Below are 16,969 nucleotides of genomic sequence, written 5' to 3' on the forward strand. Positions count from 1 at the left end.
CTACTCCGTCACCGTCAGGCCGAGCGAGGCGGCAAAGGCGGTGAACTTTTTCGCTTCCTCGCTGTCGGCGCCAAAGACGGCTATGCCGCGGCTCAGCGCATCGCGCGCCTGGTCGGCCTTGCCAAGCACGACATAGGAACGAATAAGCCGCATCCATCCTTCCGTGTCGCGCGGGTTTTGTTTGAGCTTCTCGTCGAGCCCGGCGACCATGGTTTCGATCATCGTCTGGCGGTCCTGCGGCGACATCGACTGCGCCGCTTCGACCGCCTGTGCACCCGGGCCGTTGGCGGGCGCTCCCGACGCGACGGCCGTCTTCACGTTTTCGGCCAGCGCCTGCTCGACGGCGCGGCGCCAGGGCGATTCCGGCGGCAGTGTGCCGAGCATGTTCTGCCATGCCGCCGTTGCTTCGCCTGTACGGCCTTCCTGCGCCAGGCCCATTGCCAGGTAGAAGCTTGCCTTCGCATTGGCCGGATCGAGCTTCAACGCCGCCTCGAACGCGTCCTGCGCCTCGACCGAGACGATACCGCCGGCGGCATTGGCGATCGCCTCGCCGAGGCCGGCCTGGCGGGCAGCACTTTCGCCGTCGAGGCGGATAGCGTTGCGATAGGCGCTCACCGCGTCGGAATAACGCTGCAGGCGCAGATAGATTGGCGCCAGCACGTCCCAGCCGCGGCCATCGGAAGGGTTGGCGGCCAGATGCGCCTCGGCGCGCGCCACCAGCTCGTCCACCGAGGAGTCGGCAGGATTCTTGGCGAGCCGCTCGGCGAGCGGCTGCGAAGGCAAATCGGGCGAGCCGAGCTTGATGTAAAGCCCCCAGCTGACCAGCGGAACCGCCAGCACCGCCACTGTCGCCACCAGCCTTGCCGCCAGCGATGGCCGCCGCGCCGCCACCGTGTCGGGCTGACCGGGAGCGCCGAGGCGCAGGATGCGGCGACCGATTTCGGCACGCGCCTCCTCGGCCTCGGCCGGCTGGATCAGGCCGCGCGCCACGTCGCGGTCAAGCTCGGACAGCTGGTCGCGATAGACTTCGAGGTCGTGGTCGCCGGCCGCCGACGCGCCCGTCGGGCCGCCGGCCAGCGGCAGCAGCACCGCAAGGCTGGCGCCTAGCGTGAGGATAGCGGCTATGACCCAGAACAGCATCTTTCATCCAATACCGGCAGAGCCCTGCCCTGCCAACATGGGCATCCTGCGACGCTTTGACGGCACGTGCGCCGTCTGTCCTTGACCGATGTCAACCGGATCGGATCTGAACCCGATCCGGCTTCCTCTTGATGCATGTCGTTATCCCAAAACCGCTGCGCACTTTTGGGCGACAAGCATTGATCAGGTCAGCGGCGTCCAGCTGCCGTCGGCATTGCGGCAGGCGGTGCCGCGCGCGGTGGCCCCGGCGGCGCCGCTGAACACCGTATGGGTGTATTGCCGGCAGTCCTGCGAGCCGACCCGATAAGGCTGGGCGGCAACGACTTCGCCCGAGCGGCCCGAACTGTCGCTTTTCCATGTCACCTTCTGGCCGCTCGCCGTGTATTCGAGCGCCTTGTATTCGGCTTCCAGCGCCTTGCGCTTGTCGGCATCGCTCAGTCCGGAGCCGATCGATCCGCCGACAAGGCCACCGCCCATGGCCGAAATGATCGTCGTCGCCACCTTGCTGCCGGCCTGAGGCGTGGCGGCCGGCGCCGGCGTGACCGCCGCGCCAGGGCCGCCCTTGCCCAACGTCCCACAGCCGGAAACGGCGAGCAGTGCGGAAAGGAGCGCGACGCGAATCTTCATGCCAACAACCGGATTTCTCGAGCAGGATGAACTGGGGGCCGCGCCATCGGGAAGCCGGCAAGGCCATAGTATTGATATTTGTCGGAAATTTGGCCGCGGCCCACCATTGAAAATAGCATCACTGAAGGCTCCGCAACCGCACCGCCGCCTTCAACCCGCCCATGACGGAGCGTTCAAGCGCCAGACCGCCTCCATACTCGTTGACGAGGTCGGCGACAATGGCGAGGCCGAGCCCCGTGCCAGGTTTGGTTTCGTCGAGGCGCCGTCCGCGCTTCAGCGCCTCGCGCGCCTTGTCCTCGGGAATGCCTGGACCGTCATCCTCGATGGCGATCTCGAACAAATTGGCATCCTTGCCGGGGACAGGCGAGACCGACACGGCGACCGCACCCCTGGCCCATTTCATGGCGTTGTCGAGGAGATTGCCCAAGAGTTCCTCCAGGTCCTCGCGCTCGCCGCCGAAGATGATGTCGGTGGCCGGCAGTGAAAGCGTGAGGGTTGTCTCAGGGTTGAGCTTTTGCAGCACGCGCACCATGCGCTGGACCAGGGGCGCCACCGGGGTGCGGTAGACGACGCTGTCGCGCTGGGCGGCGACGCGCGCCCGCTGCAGATAATGGTCGACCTGCTTCTGCATCGAGGCGGCCTGCTCGGTGATGAGCTGGCCCTTGGCGCCGCCGAGCGCCCGGCCCTCGTTGAGCAGCACGGCCAGCGGCGTCTTCAGCGAATGGGCGAGGTTGCCGACCTGCGTGCGCGAACGCTCGACGATGCGCTTATTGTTCTCGATCAGTGCGTTGGTCTCGTTGGCCAGCGGTTCGATCTCGGCCGGAAAACTGCCGTCGAGCCGCTGCGCCGTGCCCTCGCGCACCATCGCGAGCGCGTTGCGGACGCGGCGCAAGGGCTGCAGGCCGATCAGGATGGCGAAGGCGTTGATGGCGATCATGCCGACGCCGAACAGCGAGAGATAGGTCAGGAGGCGGCGCTGGAAGCTGGCGATCTCCTGCTCCAGTTCGGTCTGGTTGCCCATGACGCGAAAGCGCGCGGCGCGGTTCTTGGCATCGAGGACGAATTCGCTTTCGAACACCTCCAGCTCCTCGCCATGGATGCCTTCGCTGCCATAGCTGCGCTGGAAGCTAGTGTTGAAGGGAACCTCGGCGACGCTCGGCGAAAGAATCGCCTTGGTCATCGAAGAGGAGTGCAGTTCGCCATGCACGCCCTCGGAGGCCGGTTCAACCGACCAGTACCAGCCCGAATTCGGTTCGGAAAAGCGCAGATCGCCGAGGTCCGGCGCGCCGGTCAGCTGGCCGCTTTCGGAAACGCCGACCGAGCCGATAAGGTTGAACAGATGCGCCGAAAGCAGGCTGTCGAAGCCGCGCTCGCTAGCCTGGCGGTAGAGCGTGGTGATGAGGGTGAAGATGACGACCAGCGTCAGGATCGCCCACAGGGTCGAGAAGGCGATGACGCGAAACGCCAGAGAGCGCGGCCAGAACCGCGCCGAAAGCGTCTTGGAGACGACCGGTTTTGAGGTGAGAGGTTCCGCCTTACGCCTCCGGCTCACGCATGCGGTAGCCCATGCCGCGCACGGTTTCGATCATGTCGATGCCCATCTTCTTGCGAAGCCTGCCGACGAAGACCTCGATGGTGTTTGAGTCGCGATCGAAATCCTGGTCATAGAGATGCTCGACCAGCTCGGTGCGCGACACGACCTCGCCCATATGGTGCATCAGATAGGCCAGCAGCCGGAATTCATGCGAGGTCAGCTTCAGCGGCTGGCCGTCGACATCGGCCTTGGAGGCCTTGGTGTCGAGGCGCAGCGGGCCGCAGGTCAATTCCGACGAGGCATGGCCGGCAGCGCGGCGGATCAGCGCCCGCACCCGTGCCAGCACTTCCTCGATATGGAACGGCTTGGTGACATAGTCGTCGGCGCCGGCATCGATCCCCGACACCTTGTCGCTCCAGCGGTCGCGCGCCGTCAGGATCAGCACCGGCATCTTGCGGCCGCCGCGGCGCCAGCGCTCGACGACGCTGATGCCGTCCATCTGCGGCAGGCCGATGTCGAGCACCACCGCGTCGTAAGGTTCGGTGTCGCCGAGGAAATGCCCTTCCTCGCCGTCGAAGGCGCGGTCGACGACATAGCCGGCATCGACCAGCGCATCCGCTATCTGCCGGTTGAGATCCTTGTCATCTTCGACGACGAGCACGCGCATGACGGTTAGAACCTGTTGACGGATCCGGGGTCAGGTATAGGCCGATTCCGGCGGCCTGGGAAACGGAGGCCTGTAAGATGGAAGGTTGATCAGTTCAGCGGAACGACGAATTCGGAGCGGCGCGGACGCTGACCGTCCTTGCCTGGCACCAGCACGACGATGACGCAGACCGCCTGGCCACCGCGCGTTGTCTGAGAAGCCTTGGCCAGAGTGCCGCCATTCTGCTCGGCCACCTGCTGACCGATCGCGTAGCAGTCCGACGCAGCCAGCACGATCGGCTGCGTGTCGGCGGGCGCGACGACCGGCATTGCCGTCGCCTGCGACGCAAACAGGCCGGCCGCTGCAAGCGCCAGTGTCGCGGTTCGGAAATGGGAGCGAAGCGTTTTCATGGTCAGCGTTGTAACGCATCGGTGCTGAACGTGAAATGAACGGTGAACGCCCGAAAAACCATGCCCGCCACACCCCTGCAACGCGAGACAATCAAGCTGAGATTCCACCGCTCAACCCACTGAAACCAGCGAAGGTCCAGTCTAGACTCGGTTTCACCGATATTGAAAGCGCGTCAGGCGTTTTCCTGCGTGATGGCGCGAAAGCGCAGCATGCCATGATGGACCGCCAGATCCTCGTCATAGCGGGCCTCGGCGAATTCCAGCGACAGGCGTGTCTGGCCATGCGGGCCGATGGCCAGCGCCGCGTCGGCAAGGCGCGCCTTGATGCTGTCCATGATGACACGCGTCTCGGCTCCGCCATGGGCTTTCGACCAGACATGCAGCGTCACAAGCTGATCGGCATCGTTGTCGGCGCCAGTGTCCAGGTCAAAAGCGCTGGTCCGGCCACAGGTCACGTGGGGAAAGGCAGCGTTGTCGGTTGCCTGCTCGAGCAGGCCGGCGCCGCCCAGCAGCGCCGACAGCGAGGCATCGCTCTTCAATCTCAGGAATAAGGCCTGCAGCAAATCGTCGGGCGCCGTCATCGTTTTCTCCCTCGCCCGTTACGCCTTGAACAAGCTTTGTTGCACCACCGGCAATTCGCTTGCAGCCTAGAGCATGATCCCGAAAAGTGGAATCCGGTTTTCGGAAAAGATCATGCTCGAACAAAAAGATAGAGCCATCCCAATCCATTGGGGTGGAACAGGCCCTAGCCGCGTTGCGCGCGTTCCGCCAGATGACGACCCGCATGGTGGAACGGCACGAATCAGTCCGTCTTCTCCGGATCATGAACGCGCATGATCTCGGAAATACGACTCTGTCGCCGCCATGCGGGGAGATGCTCGACTGGCTGAACCGCAAAGATGTCGAGCGGCGGGCGAATAGGTGATCCTGCTGCCAACTCAGCCGGCTGACTGCGAACAAGATTCAGTTAGCGAAAATCAGCCGCTGTCAGCACATACATGCTCTTGCGGGTGCGGTCGTAGGCCGTCCTGGCGACGTCGTATATGGCGCTGCTGGCCGTATCGAAGGCGGCGAGATAGCCGGCCTCGTCGGCTGCGGTTTCGGGTCGCATCTTCGACATGGCATCCGCTGCGACCGAGAAGGAAATCTGGAACATGCCGTCATGGCCGACAAATCGGATGCGCCGACCCGCCGCGTCATAGCTGCGGCTGCGATTGGGGAATGTGAGGCTCATGACTTGACCTCCGTTGCGGCGATCTTCTTGGCCACCCGCTTCTTCTTCGGCGTCGGGTTCAGGGCCTCCGCCACGCGATCGGCCTCTTCCTTGGCCAGCCGCAATTCGCGCAGTCTTGCCGTCTTGATGATCCGGGCCTTGGCTTCGGACATATATTCGGCAGTCGCCTTGTTTCGCTCCGCAGTCTTTTTCTGCTTGTCGACAAAGCGGGCTTCAGCTTTTTCCATGATACTTTGATTGCCATCGGCCATCGACAAATCTCCGTTGCGCTCGAAATCGTGAAAACGAACTTGTTCGATATAGATAGGCATTCGTCCGACAAAATTCAAACTTGGAAATATTTTAGATATTCCGAATATCGGAAAACGATCTGGCAAAATAATACGTTTTAATATTTCCACGTATCGCACGAATAATTCTTGGCACTCCTATCTATCGAGTGCCAATGCGCCTATACAGGAGCAGCGGCCACCCATGCCGGCTCCAGAAAGAAATTCCATGAAATTCCGGCCGCTCCGCGACCGGCCGGGCGACCTATCTCAACCCAATCAGGAAGGAACTTGTTCCGTGTCCACACAAAGCAGCAAGCCATCTCTCGCGCGTCGCTGGGAAGACTACCAGCCGGCCAAGTCCACGCTTTTCTGGGCATGCGCAGTAACCCTCGTCGCCACGCTGATCATCGGTTTCAACTGGGGTGGATGGGTGACAGGCGGCACCTCGCGCTCACTGTCGGCAACGGCCGGCGATGTGGCGCGGGGCAAACTGGCCTCGGCCATCTGTGTCGATCGCTTCAACGCAGCGCCCGATGCGGCCGCCAAGCTTGTCGAGTTCAAGGCCCTGACCGACAGCTACAAGAAGCGGCAGTTCATTGAGACGGGCGGCTGGGCGACCATGCCCGGAGAAGCATCGCCCGACAGGCTGGGCGCCACGAGCTGTGCGGTTGCTCTCGCGGCATGAACTCTTCTACCTCTTCGAGACAAACGAACTCTGCATAAGAGCCTGAAAGACAGCCGCCGGGGGATCTTCCCCGGCGCGACCCAGCGGCAAGGAGAACGACAAATGATAACGTTCGTACCGAAGCCAAATTCTGTACCGGCAACCGAACCAGCCGAGGAAAGCCGCTTCGACCGCATTCGCCGGCTTGCCGCCGACAAGCATCGGAAGGCCGACGCCGGCACGATACGCCGCGACCCCCAAAAGGCCGGCGACAAGCGCCCGATGTAGCGGGCGCATGTCCTGATCAGGAGACGGGTGCCGCGCCGCCCTGTTCGGTGCGGCGTGCGATGAACTCATCGAGGATGCCTGACGTAGCAGCGGCGGATGTCGGTGGCTGGAAGTCGGCGACCAGCCGCTTCCAGACACCCGTTGCTCGTTCGGTCGCGCTCTTCGAGCCGGCTTGCGTCCAGTTGCCGAAATTCGACCAGTCGGCGACCAGCGGCTCGTAGAAGGCGGTGCGGTAGCGCGCCATTGTGTGGCTGGCCGCGAAGAAATGCCCGCCCGGCTGCACTTCGGCTATGGCTTCGAAGCCGATCGCATCCTCGTCGCCAGGTGTTGATGCGCAGAGTTCCGCGACCGTCTGCAGCGCCTCGATGTCGGTAATCAGCTTCTCGAAGGAAACGCTCAAGCCCCCCTCGAGCCAGCCGGCGGCGTGGATGCAGACGGTGGCGCCTGCCAGCACCGAGCCCCACAGCGCGAACTGCGTCTCGTGGGCTGCCTGCGCATCAGAAATGTTGGCGGCGCTGCCACCGCCCGAACGCCAGGGCAGGCCGGTGAAGCGCGCCAGCTGGCCAGCCCCCAGCGTCGCCTTGACGTGCTCCGGCGTGCCGAAGGCCGGCGCGCCCGACTTCATGTCGACATTGGAGGAGAAGGAACCGTAGACGACCGGCGCGCCCGGCCGCACGATCTGGGCAAGGGTCAAGCCCGCCAGCGCCTCGGCATGCTGCAGCGTCAGCGCGCCGGCCACAGTGATCGGCGCCATGGCGCCCGCCAGGCAGAACGGTGTGATGATCGACACCTGGCCGGCGCGGGCGAAGTCGATGATGCCTTGCGCCATTGGAATGTCGAGCTGGCGCGGCGAGTTGGTGTTGATGACGGTGTAGCAATGGGCGCCGGCAAAGAATTCTTCTTCGGAGAACCCGCGCGCCAGCCTGATCATCTCGAACCCGTCTTCGACCTGCGGCGTGCCGCGCGCGAAAATGAACGGGACTTTGTCCGACAGCGTCAGCTGGGCGCGGTTGACGGCATAGTGGCGGAAGCGATTGTCGACGTCCTGCGGCTCGATGCACGGGCAAAGCATATGCAGCACGTCGAAATGCTGGATCAGCTTGGTCAATTCCTCAAAAGCGGCAAGCGTTCCTGGCCGCCGGCCGCGTTCGAGATCGGTGACGTTGGGCGCGCCGGCCCCGGCGAGGAAGGTCATCGAGCCGAGTTCGAGCATCAGGTCACGGCTACGGTCGCCCGCCAGCGCCCGGATGGATTTTGGCGCCGAGGCCAGTGCGGTCGCGACGATGTCGCGGCCGATGCGTACCATCTGGCTGTCCTCGTCGACCAGCGCGCCGGCGCGGGCGAAACGCTCACGCGCTTCGGGCAGCAACACCTTGATGCCGAGTTCCTCCAGCACGCGCAGTGCCGTATCGTGGATCGCCGCCACCTGATCGTCCGAAAAGACCGGCTGCGGCAGGAACGGGTTTTTCAGCGAGCGGTAGTCCGGGCGGCGGCTCGACTCGCTGCCGGCCTCGCCGGTGCGGCCGCGCCGGCGCTCGCGCCTGGTGTCGCGTGCAGCGTCATCAACCATAACAGTTCCTCCTCATTGCCGCATCGCCTTGCCCTCGGGGTCGTAGGGCGAGGCCGGAATGACGCGCGCCGGCCGCTCGACGCCGACGATATGCACCGACAAGGCGGTGCCTTCTCGAGCAAAATCGCGATCGACAAGCGCCAGCGCCAGGCTCTTGCCGACCGTGTAGCCATATCCGCCTGAGGTGACGAAGCCAACGCGCCGGCCCTGATGCCAGACCGGTTCGAAGCCGCTGGCGTCGGCGTCAACGGCATCGACCTCGAGCGTCACCAGGCATTGTCTGATGCCGCCGCCATCGCGCTCCGTCAGCGCCGCATCGCGGCCGATGAAATCGCCCTTGGAGAAAGCAATGAAACGGTCGAGTCCGGTCTGGGTAGGCGTGTAGGCCTGGGTGAATTCGCGCGACCAGATGCCAAAGCTCTTTTCCAGCCGGAGCGCATTCAGCGCATAGAAGCCGACTTCCGCTAGGCCGAGATCCTCGCCGGCCGCAAGCAACGTGTCGCGCAAGGTGGCATGCATGGTGGCCGGACAATTGATCTCGAAGCCGACCTCACCGGCGATCGACAGCCGCGCGACACGTGCTTGCGCCATGCCGATGTCGAACGCGCCGCAGGCCATGAACGGCAGGGCGTTCGCCGAGACATCCTGATGCGTGGTGCGCGCGACGATTTCCCGGGCATCCGGCCCGGTGACGAGGAAACCTGAGATCGTGTCGGAAATGTCGGTGACAGAGACGCCGTCGGCACCATGCCCCTCGAACCAGCGCATGTGGAATTCCCTGAGATAGTAGGAGCCCATGATCCAGTATTGGCCGCCACCCCAGTTGAAAACGGTGAGATCGCCCTTCAGCCTTCCGTCATGGCCGAGCATCGGCGCCAGCCTCACCTGCCCCGGCTTCGGCAGCCTGCAGGCTAGTAGCCGGTCGAGCCAGGCTTCCGCGCCCGGCCCGGACACGGCGTAGCGCGAGAAGGCGGAGGTGTCGACGAGACCGGCGGCGCGGCGCACCTGCAGCGCCTCGTCGCCGACGATGTCGAAGGCGTTGGAGCGCTTCAGCGTGGTGTTTTCGCGAAAACCCATCGGCGCGAAATAGGCGGGGATTTCCAAGCCCCAGGACGAGGTCCATTCGCATCCGGCAGCGCTCATGCCGTCATAGGCGCCGGGGCGTTTCAGCGGTCGGCCGGCAGGCAGGCGCTCGTTGGGAAAGGTCATGACGAAGCGGCGGGCATAGAACTGCCGCGTCGTCTGTTTCAGATACTCGCGGTTGGCGGCAAAGGCGCCGTAGCGGGCGATATCCATGCCGAAGATGTCGGCCTCAGGCTCACCATGGATCATCCATTCGGCCAGCGATTTGCCGACGCCGCCGCCCTGGCTGAAGCCGGCCATGACACCACAGGCGACCCAGTAGTTGCTGAGGCCGCGCACCGGCCCGACGATCGGGTTGCCGTCGGGCGTGAAGGTGAAGGCGCCGTTGACCCATTTGCGGATGCCGGCGGTGGCGAGGCAGGGAAAGCGCTCATAGGCTTTGGCGAGTTCCGGGCTGATGCGGTCGATGTCTTCCGGGATCAGCTCGATGCCGTAATCCCAGGGCGCGCCGTCCATGTTCCAATGCTTCGGGTTCTGCTCGTAGACGCCGAGCAGCACGCCCTTGCGCTCCTGGCGGAGGTAGGCAAAGCCATCGAGATCGACGGCGAGGCCGAGTTCCTTGTCGAGGGCGGCGACCTCCGGAATGTCCTCGGTGACGAAATAGTGATGCTCCATCGGCGTCACCGGCAGCTCGACGCCAGCCATGCGGCCGAGCTGCTTTGCCCAGAGACCGCCGGCGTTGACGACATGCTCGGCGACGATCATGCCCTGTTCGGTGAAGACGTCCCAGCCGCCGTCGGCGCGCTGCTTGAGGTCGAGCACCCGGTTGCGCAGGATGATTTCGGCGCCGCGCTTCTTCGCCGCTCCAGCATAGGCATGGGTAGTACCATAGGGGTCGAGATGGCCTTCGTTGGAATCGTAGAGGCCGCCCAGCACATCGCTGACATCGACGATCGGGCAGATCTCCTTGATTTCTTCCGGGCTCACCAGCCGCGCCGTCTCGATGCCGACCGACTGGAACACCGCCCAAGCCGATTTCAGCCATTCCCAGCGGGCGGGGTCGCTGGCCATGTTGACGCCGCCGGTCATGTGCAGGCCGGCATTCTGGCCGGACTCGGCCTCGATCTCGCGATAGAGTTTTATCGTGTAGTCCTGCAACGCCGCGACGTTCGGGTCGGCGTTCAGCGCATGGAAACCGGCAGCCGCATGCCAGGTCGAACCAGCGGTCAGTTCGGCGCGCTCGATCAGCGCCACGTCTTTCCAGCCGAAGCGCGCCAGGTGGTAGAGAACCGAGGCGCCAACCACCCCACCCCCGATGACGACTGCGCGATAGTGCGACTTCACGAGCCTCTCCCTCTCGTTGGAGGCTCTCACCATACAGGCACTGTACATATGTGTCTAGACACTTGTGTACAGACCGCTTGCACGCCGCTGCGCGCCATGGCACTTGTGCGGACATGATCATGATTGCACCCCAGGACGAGCCGGCGCCAGGCAACATCAAGGTGACGCGCTGGGACTGGATCAATCTGGCGCTGCAGACGCTGATTTCGGACGGCATCGAAAGCGTGCGCGTGCTGCCGCTCGGCCAGAAGCTCGGCGTCTCGCGCTCGAGCTTCTACTGGTATTTCCAAAGCCGCCAGGACCTGCTCGACCAGTTGCTCGCGCACTGGCACGACACCAACACCAAGGCGATCGTCGAACGCGCCGGGCGCCCGGCCGAAAGCATCATCATGGGCGTCATGAACGTCTTCGAATGCTGGGCCGACGAGCGGCTGTTCGATCCCCGGCTGGACTTTGCCATTCGCGAATGGGCGCGCCGCTCCGACGATGTGCGGCGCATGATCGACCAGGCGGACGACGAGCGCCTCGTCGCCATCCGCGACATGTACCGCCGGCACGGCTACGACGAGGAAGACGCCTTCATCCGCGCCCGCGTGCTCTACTACATGCAGATCGGCTATTACGTGCTCGACCTCAAGGAGCCGGTCGAGGCCCGGGTCAGTCATCTCGCCGCCTATCTGCGCAGCTTCACCGGCCAGGAGCCGAGCGAGGCCGACGTGGCGCATTTCATGCGCTTCATCGCGGCGCGCTGACATCGGCCGGGCGCTATCAGCCTCGAAGCCTTCTCTACCCAGTCAACAAACCGCGCGGCGTGGCTTCGCTGCCCTTGTGAGCAGTGCTAAAATGGACGAATAGTCTTCTCCGGGGCGCCGTCTTGAAATCAGGTCACGGCGTGGGGCGGAATTCTGGAATGACCAGTCCTTTGATGCCACGCAAGAGAAGAGGTCCGATCGCCGCGGCGCTGCTGGCGGTGGATGCGTGGCTCGATTCCTCGCTCTACGAGATCGGCTTCAAGGCACGCCAGTTCTGGGAAGCAGCTACCATCTTTTCCCGGCGTTTCCGTGTCAAAGGCTGGCGGCGCGGCATCGTCGAAGTGCTGAGCGAAGGGTTTACGCTGGGCGCCGGCGGCATCGTGGTGCTTTTTGCGCTGGCCTTGCCAGCCTTCCAGATCACCACCGGCGACTGGCGCACCCAGGGCGACTTCGCCGTCACTTTCCTCGACCGTTACGGCAACGAGATCGGCCAGCGCGGCATCATCCAGCGCGATTCGGTGCCGGTCGACGAGATGCCCGACCATGTCATCAAGGCGGTGCTGGCGACCGAGGACCGGCGTTTCTTCGACCACTACGGCATCGACGTGCTCGGCCTGTCGCGCGCGATCTTCGAGAATGTGCGGGCCAATTCCGTCGTCCAAGGCGGTTCCAGCATCACCCAGCAACTGGCCAAGAACCTGTTCCTGAGCAATGAGCGCACCTTGCAGCGCAAGATCAAGGAAGCCTTCCTGTCGCTCTGGCTGGAGGCCAATCTGTCGAAGAAGGAGATCCTGCAGCTCTATCTCGACCGCGCCTATATGGGTGGCGGCACGTTCGGCATCGAGGCGGCGGCGGATTTCTATTTCGGCAAGAGCGTCAAGGATCTGAACCTCGCCGAGGCAGCGATGCTGGCCGGCCTGTTCAAGGCGCCGACCAAATACGCACCGCATATCAACCTGCCCGCCGCTCGCGCGCGGGCCAATGTGGTGCTGTCGAACCTTGTCGATTCCGGGTTCATGACCGAAGGCCAGGTGCTGCAGGCGAGGCTGCATCCGGCCGACGTCGTCGATCGCGGCGAACAGAAGAGCCCGGACTATTTCCTCGACTGGGCCTTCGACGAGGTCAAGAAGATCGCCGCCAAGTCCGGCCAGCACTCGCTCGTCGCCCACACCACGTTCGATGCCAACATCCAGAAGGCGGCTGAAGAGTCCGTCGAATTCCACCTGCGCCAGTTCGGCAAGGAATACAACGTCACCGAAGGGGCGGTGGTGGTCATCGAGACCAATGGCGCGGTCAGGGCGATCGTCGGCGGCCGCGACTATGGCGCCAGCCAGTTCAACCGCGCCACCAAGGCACTGCGCCAGACCGGCTCGTCCTTCAAGCCCTATGTCTATGCCACCGCCATGGAGCACGGCTTCACGCCGGACTCGGTTGTTTCCGGCGGCGCGATCAGCTGGGGCGGCTGGTCGCCGCACAATTACAATGGCGGCTCGGCCGGCAACGTGACGCTGATCACGGCGATCGCCAAATCGATCAACACCGTGCCGGTGCGACTGGCCAAGGACTATCTCGGCATCGGCCCGATCAAGGCGATGGCCGAAGCGATGGGCGTGGAGTCGCCGCTCGAAGGGCACAAGACCATGGTGCTCGGCACGTCGGGCATGACGGTCATGGACCAGGCGACCGGTTACAGCGTGTTCGCGCAGAACGGTTTCGTCGGTTCGCGGCACGGAATCACGCAGCTCGTCACCCGTAGTGGCGAGGTGGTCTACGACTGGGCCAAGGACGCGCCGCCGACGCACCGCGTGCTGTCGGAACAGGCGCTGAAATACATGAACACCATGCTGGCGGCAGTGCCGGTGATCGGCACGGCACGGCGCGCTCTGCTTCCCAACATCGTGGTCGCCGGCAAGACCGGCACGACGCAATCCTACCGCGATGCCTGGTTTGTCGGCTTCACCGGCAATTACACCGCCGCTGTCTGGCTCGGCAATGACGACTTCACCCCGACCAAGAACATGACCGGCGGCACGCTGCCGGCGATGGTGTGGCAGCGGCTGATGGTCTACGCGCACCAGAACATCGACTTGAAGCCGATCCCCGGCCTCGATCATCCCTTCGTCGATCCGGAAGTCGCGGCCAAGGCCGAGGAGGCGGCAAAGAAGAACGCCGAGCAGGCGGAGGCCGAAGCCGCCGCCGAGCGCCCGCCGGTGCTGTCCAGCCGCACCACTCAGACGCTGCGGGAGATGACCAAGATGTTCCAGGCAGCGCCCGTGCTCGAGCCGCCCAAGGCGCCGGAGACGCTGTCGGCGCTCTGAGCGGCCAATTCAGCCGGACGCCGGCCTTGCCACGAGCCCCTGCCCCGCGATATCCCCGAGCGGCAATCCTTTGTTGTTCCCGGCCCCTGATGCTCAAGAACGCCTTTCTGACGCTCGTCGCGCTTGCCATCGCCATCGGCGGCGGCGGCAGCAGCGTCTGGTATGCGCTGAAGGCACAGGACGGCGTCGGCGCGATCAGGATCGGCCAGTGGACCGCCTTCCCCGAGATCGGCACGCAAGCGGCCGACCCCTATTCGAAGGCACGCGTGGCACGCGAGGGCGTGCTGGCGCTCGGCCGGGCCGAGGGGCTCTCCTTCATCGCCGAACGCGATGCCGGCGGCGACCAGCTCAGGCGCGAATGCGCCTACATGATCGAAGGCGGCTTCCCAACCGCCCGTTTCTGGACCCTCTATGCCGCCGACCAATCGCTCGGCGTGGTCGACACCGACAGGCCGAGGCTTGCGGCTCTGCAGTCCTATCAGGTGCTGCGCCAGCCCGACAATTCGGTGATCATCACCGTCGGCAACCGCCCGGCCCCTGGCAATTGGCTTCTGACCGAGGGCTTCGGACGGATGTATTTCGTGCTCACCTTCTACGACACGCCGATCGCCAGCAGCACCGGCCTTTCCGATGTGACGCTGCCCAGGATCGTGAAGGCCGGCTGCAATGCGTAAGTTGCTGCACACCGTCCTGCTCGGTCTGCTCGGTGCCGGCATCGTGCATATCGTCGTCTTGATGCTGGTGCCGGAATTTTCCGAACGCGACGCCTGGTCGCGATTGGCGATGGCCTCGGACCTCTATAAGATGACCAGGCTCGACGCCGAGGCCGGCGGTGCGCCGGTGGTGAAATCCGTCGATCCCCTATTTTACGCCGCGGCCTGCCGCTTCGACCTCGCCGAGGGCATGGTGCGTATCAAGGCGCCCGGAAACGTACCGTTCTGGTCGGTCTCGGTCTATGACCGCAGCGGCCACAACCTCTATTCCTTCAACGACCACAGCGCCACCGGCGGCGTGCTCGATACCGTGGTGCTGACGCCGGCTCAGATGATCGATGTGCGCAGGCAACTTCCCGAGGAGCTGCAGGGCGCGATCTTCGTCGAAGCGCCGATCGAGGAAGGCATCTTCGTCATCCGCTCCTTCGTGCCCGACGACAGCTGGAAACCTGTCGTCTCACAGTTCCTGGAGCAGAGTTCCTGCGAGCTGCAGGACTACTGATTTCGACCGCGGCGCCCTAATGATGCGGGACCGGCGTCCTCGGCGCACCCGGCTTGTCCGGACCGCTTGGCCTCGCATCGCCGGTTAGCGGCGAAGGTTCGTAGCGGACGCCGGGGAAAATGATCACCGCCGCCGGCGTACCGGTGTTTTGACTTGCTCGATTGGTTGGTGCCGTTCGCGGCACGAAAGACAGTACCATGCCCATGGTTCGCGCATTCCTCTCGGTTGCCCCGGAGCACAACGCAACGCCTCCAAATATGATTAAGGCGGGCAGAGGGTTAACGGAGCGCTAACGGATCGTCGCTAACTTGATCTTTGTTCTTGGTAATCGCGAAACCGACACAGTCCCGGTCGAGCGTGGTCCAAGTCGTGTCGAGTGTCGGGCGTATCCTCCGTGTCATCTTCGGATTTCAGGCAAATCGCTATTCGGGCTGAAGCGGGAAAGGCCGAAAGGTTGTTCCGCGCCGTGGTGTCGGCATTCTGCTCACTCACCCGGCCCTCGCGCCGCGAGATCGCCCAGCTCGAAGATCTGACGCTGCCGCTGTTCAGCGAGGTTTCGGTCGAATCGCGCCGCTATGTCGCCGCGGCACTTTCCGAATGCGAGTATGCGCCTAGCGCCCTGGTGCGGCGCCTGGCCGAGGAGCCGGTCGATACCGCCGCTCCCCTGCTGATCCGCTCGCGGGCGCTGAGCGACATCGACCTCATCGCGCTGATCGGACGGCACGGCCTGCCGCATGCGCGCGCCATTGCGCGGCGCAAGGACCTGAACCCGACCATATCGGATCTGATCAAGGCGCTTGAAAAGCCGACGCTGGTCAGGATGCGGCCGCCGCAGACGATCGTGACGGCAATGCCGGCGAAAACCGAGGCAGCGCCGGGCAATGCAGAAGCGGTGCCGGCGAAGGAAGCGGCCGCCGCTGCAGCCGACGCGGAAACGCGGGAGCCCCGCGGCAATGCCGCCGAGAACGCAAGGCGCCGGCTGCGCGCGATGATGCGCCCCGATACGGCCGGCGAGGATGTCAGCGTCAATCCGTTCCTCGGCCAGGCGAGCTACGTCAAGCTGCGCGAGACGGCGCTGACCGGCAATGCCGCCTTCTTCCAGACCGCGCTCGCCGATGCGCTCGACATCGATTTTCAGACGGCGCGGTCGCTGATCGAACAGTCAAGCCATGCCGCGCTGCTTACCGCGCTCAGGGCACTCGACCTCAGCGAGGACCGGGCCTTTCTGATCGCGGTCGCCGTCTTCCCGAGGGAGTTTCCGCATCCGCAGGCAATCCGGCTGTTCCTCGACCGTTACCGGCTGCTGCATCGCGAGGCGGCGCTGGACAGGGTGCGCGGCTGGAAGGCAGAGGCATTGTCGCGAGCGATCCGTGGCAATGGCCCCGAAGTGGCGAATGCCGAGAGCCGCCAGTCGTCGAACGGCGACGATCCGGCCGCCAGCCGCAAGGCATCCTAGAGATCAATCCAAGCCTTAGTCCGTCTTGACCGAAAGCAGTTCCTCGACCGGAACAGCGCCGGCCTCGATCTCGAGCACCCAGATATCAGGATCGAATTTCTTCTCCCGCTCCAGCCTGGCGTCGAGCATTGCGGCATCGTCGCCCGAACCGAGCAAGGTGAAGAAGCGGTCGTCGGGCTTCGCCGAATCGTAGCTTGTCTGCGGCGCCGGCCCGAACAGGGCGACCTCACCCAGCCTGCTCCGCGCAAGCACGAAGACGGCGCCGGCCTCGGCCGCACCGCGCTTGACCACGGCGGCAAAACCGCCAGCGGCAAACACCCGGCGCAACAGGGCCGACACCCACAGATCAGTGGTTACACGCATGGGAGGTTTCCGGTCGACATGCGCGGCTCCTTACAGCATCGCGCCGGAAACAG

General features: G+C 64.4%; 18 protein-coding genes. 7 read left to right on the top strand and 11 right to left on the bottom strand.

Features of this window, described 5'->3' with window-relative positions; translation table 11 throughout:
- The 8 genes from ccmI to AC04SI_RS10725 all read right to left on the bottom strand — a co-directional run bounded on the left by ccmI (nucleotide 1) and on the right by AC04SI_RS10725 (nucleotide 5,842).
- Complete coding sequence (ccmI, locus tag AC04SI_RS10690; RefSeq protein ID WP_488474204.1) at nucleotides 1-1,140, bottom strand: c-type cytochrome biogenesis protein CcmI; 1,140 nt, start codon at nucleotides 1,138-1,140, stop codon at nucleotides 1-3.
- Nucleotides 1,141-1,323: 183 nt separating this feature from the next.
- Nucleotides 1,324-1,767 carry an RT0821/Lpp0805 family surface protein gene (locus tag AC04SI_RS10695; RefSeq protein ID WP_404277332.1) on the bottom strand — a complete coding sequence of 148 codons (444 nt, stop codon included), beginning with the start codon at nucleotides 1,765-1,767 and terminating at the stop codon, nucleotides 1,324-1,326.
- Nucleotides 1,768-1,885: 118 nt separating this feature from the next.
- Complete coding sequence (locus AC04SI_RS10700; protein ID WP_404277331.1) at nucleotides 1,886-3,319, bottom strand: ATP-binding protein; 1,434 nt, start codon at nucleotides 3,317-3,319, stop codon at nucleotides 1,886-1,888.
- Nucleotides 3,303-3,968, bottom strand: a complete 666-nt coding sequence (locus tag AC04SI_RS10705) for a response regulator transcription factor (protein ID WP_006199718.1) — start codon at nucleotides 3,966-3,968, stop codon at nucleotides 3,303-3,305. Before AC04SI_RS10705 ends, AC04SI_RS10700 begins: the two co-directional genes overlap by 17 nt.
- 89 nt (nucleotides 3,969-4,057) lie before the next feature.
- Nucleotides 4,058-4,357, bottom strand: a complete 300-nt coding sequence (locus AC04SI_RS10710) for a hypothetical protein (RefSeq protein WP_404277330.1) — start codon at nucleotides 4,355-4,357, stop codon at nucleotides 4,058-4,060.
- Nucleotides 4,358-4,530: 173 nt separating this feature from the next.
- Nucleotides 4,531-4,938: a DUF3168 domain-containing protein gene (locus AC04SI_RS10715; RefSeq protein WP_404277329.1), complete on the bottom strand. Its 408-nt coding sequence runs from the start codon at nucleotides 4,936-4,938 to the stop codon at nucleotides 4,531-4,533.
- Nucleotides 4,939-5,324: 386 nt separating this feature from the next.
- Complete coding sequence (locus AC04SI_RS10720; protein ID WP_192183447.1) at nucleotides 5,325-5,591, bottom strand: DUF1488 family protein; 267 nt, start codon at nucleotides 5,589-5,591, stop codon at nucleotides 5,325-5,327.
- Entirely contained in the window at nucleotides 5,588-5,842 is a 255-nt protein-coding gene (locus tag AC04SI_RS10725) for a hypothetical protein (protein ID WP_404277460.1), read from the bottom strand. The genes AC04SI_RS10720 and AC04SI_RS10725 overlap by 4 nt, the downstream gene beginning before the upstream one ends.
- Nucleotides 5,843-6,158: 316 nt before the next feature.
- Between AC04SI_RS10725 and AC04SI_RS10730 the strand changes: the two genes are divergently transcribed.
- Together AC04SI_RS10730 and AC04SI_RS10735 are read left to right on the top strand one after the other, a co-directional pair.
- Nucleotides 6,159-6,548, top strand: coding sequence for a hypothetical protein (locus AC04SI_RS10730; RefSeq protein ID WP_006199711.1), 390 nt, complete (start codon nucleotides 6,159-6,161; stop codon nucleotides 6,546-6,548).
- Nucleotides 6,549-6,650: 102 nt separating this feature from the next.
- Nucleotides 6,651-6,815 (top strand): hypothetical protein, encoded by a 165-nt coding sequence (locus tag AC04SI_RS10735; RefSeq protein ID WP_404277328.1) that lies wholly within the window; start codon nucleotides 6,651-6,653, stop codon nucleotides 6,813-6,815.
- 16 nt (nucleotides 6,816-6,831) lie between these two features.
- Here AC04SI_RS10735 and AC04SI_RS10740 read toward each other — a convergent pair whose 3' ends face one another.
- Together AC04SI_RS10740 and AC04SI_RS10745 are read right to left on the bottom strand one after the other, a co-directional pair.
- Nucleotides 6,832-8,385: a trimethylamine methyltransferase family protein gene (locus tag AC04SI_RS10740; RefSeq protein ID WP_404277327.1), complete on the bottom strand. Its 1,554-nt coding sequence runs from the start codon at nucleotides 8,383-8,385 to the stop codon at nucleotides 6,832-6,834.
- A gap of 12 nt (nucleotides 8,386-8,397) precedes the next feature.
- On the bottom strand, nucleotides 8,398-10,812 hold the full coding sequence (locus AC04SI_RS10745; RefSeq protein ID WP_404277326.1) for a GcvT family protein: 2,415 nt from the start codon (nucleotides 10,810-10,812) through the stop codon (nucleotides 8,398-8,400).
- A gap of 113 nt (nucleotides 10,813-10,925) precedes the next feature.
- Between AC04SI_RS10745 and AC04SI_RS10750 the strand changes: the two genes are divergently transcribed.
- The 5 genes from AC04SI_RS10750 (at nucleotide 10,926) to AC04SI_RS10770 (ending at nucleotide 16,553) form a co-directional block, all read left to right on the top strand.
- On the top strand, nucleotides 10,926-11,564 hold the full coding sequence (locus tag AC04SI_RS10750) for a TetR/AcrR family transcriptional regulator (RefSeq protein WP_404277325.1): 639 nt from the start codon (nucleotides 10,926-10,928) through the stop codon (nucleotides 11,562-11,564).
- 158 nt (nucleotides 11,565-11,722) lie between these two features.
- The gene (locus AC04SI_RS10755; protein ID WP_404277324.1) at nucleotides 11,723-13,882 is read left to right on the top strand and encodes a transglycosylase domain-containing protein; all 2,160 of its coding nucleotides are present in this window, start codon (nucleotides 11,723-11,725) and stop codon (nucleotides 13,880-13,882) included.
- Between the two features lie 89 nt (nucleotides 13,883-13,971).
- Nucleotides 13,972-14,556: a DUF1214 domain-containing protein gene (locus AC04SI_RS10760; protein ID WP_404277323.1), complete on the top strand. Its 585-nt coding sequence runs from the start codon at nucleotides 13,972-13,974 to the stop codon at nucleotides 14,554-14,556.
- A complete protein-coding gene (locus AC04SI_RS10765; protein ID WP_404277322.1) occupies nucleotides 14,549-15,097 on the top strand; it encodes a DUF1254 domain-containing protein in 549 nt (182 codons plus the stop codon). Before AC04SI_RS10760 ends, AC04SI_RS10765 begins: the two co-directional genes overlap by 8 nt.
- Nucleotides 15,098-15,491: 394 nt before the next feature.
- Nucleotides 15,492-16,553, top strand: a complete 1,062-nt coding sequence (locus AC04SI_RS10770) for a hypothetical protein (RefSeq protein WP_404277321.1) — start codon at nucleotides 15,492-15,494, stop codon at nucleotides 16,551-16,553.
- Between the two features lie 15 nt (nucleotides 16,554-16,568).
- On the opposite strand, the gene AC04SI_RS10775 is transcribed toward AC04SI_RS10770, so the two are convergent.
- Complete coding sequence (locus AC04SI_RS10775; protein ID WP_404277320.1) at nucleotides 16,569-16,916, bottom strand: DUF1491 family protein; 348 nt, start codon at nucleotides 16,914-16,916, stop codon at nucleotides 16,569-16,571.
- Nucleotides 16,917-16,969 lie beyond the last annotated feature (53 nt).

It is taken from the genome of Mesorhizobium sp. CNPSo 4689 (assembly GCF_057784325.1).

Coding starts and splice junctions, on each gene's coding strand:
- AC04SI_RS10725 (WP_404277460.1), bottom strand. CDS start 5,842: ATGGCCGATGGCAATCAAAGTATCATGGAAAAAGCTGAAGCCCGCTTT.
- AC04SI_RS10735 (WP_404277328.1), top strand. CDS start 6,651: ATGATAACGTTCGTACCGAAGCCAAATTCTGTACCGGCAACCGAACCA.
- AC04SI_RS10695 (WP_404277332.1), bottom strand. CDS start 1,767: ATGAAGATTCGCGTCGCGCTCCTTTCCGCACTGCTCGCCGTTTCCGGC.
- AC04SI_RS10740 (WP_404277327.1), bottom strand. CDS start 8,385: ATGGTTGATGACGCTGCACGCGACACCAGGCGCGAGCGCCGGCGCGGC.
- AC04SI_RS10705 (WP_006199718.1), bottom strand. CDS start 3,968: ATGCGCGTGCTCGTCGTCGAAGATGACAAGGATCTCAACCGGCAGATA.
- AC04SI_RS10760 (WP_404277323.1), top strand. CDS start 13,972: ATGCTCAAGAACGCCTTTCTGACGCTCGTCGCGCTTGCCATCGCCATC.
- AC04SI_RS10750 (WP_404277325.1), top strand. CDS start 10,926: ATGATCATGATTGCACCCCAGGACGAGCCGGCGCCAGGCAACATCAAG.
- ccmI (WP_488474204.1), bottom strand. CDS start 1,140: ATGCTGTTCTGGGTCATAGCCGCTATCCTCACGCTAGGCGCCAGCCTT.
- AC04SI_RS10775 (WP_404277320.1), bottom strand. CDS start 16,916: ATGCGTGTAACCACTGATCTGTGGGTGTCGGCCCTGTTGCGCCGGGTG.
- AC04SI_RS10710 (WP_404277330.1), bottom strand. CDS start 4,357: ATGAAAACGCTTCGCTCCCATTTCCGAACCGCGACACTGGCGCTTGCA.
- AC04SI_RS10715 (WP_404277329.1), bottom strand. CDS start 4,938: ATGACGGCGCCCGACGATTTGCTGCAGGCCTTATTCCTGAGATTGAAG.
- AC04SI_RS10755 (WP_404277324.1), top strand. CDS start 11,723: ATGACCAGTCCTTTGATGCCACGCAAGAGAAGAGGTCCGATCGCCGCG.
- AC04SI_RS10765 (WP_404277322.1), top strand. CDS start 14,549: ATGCGTAAGTTGCTGCACACCGTCCTGCTCGGTCTGCTCGGTGCCGGC.
- AC04SI_RS10720 (WP_192183447.1), bottom strand. CDS start 5,591: ATGAGCCTCACATTCCCCAATCGCAGCCGCAGCTATGACGCGGCGGGT.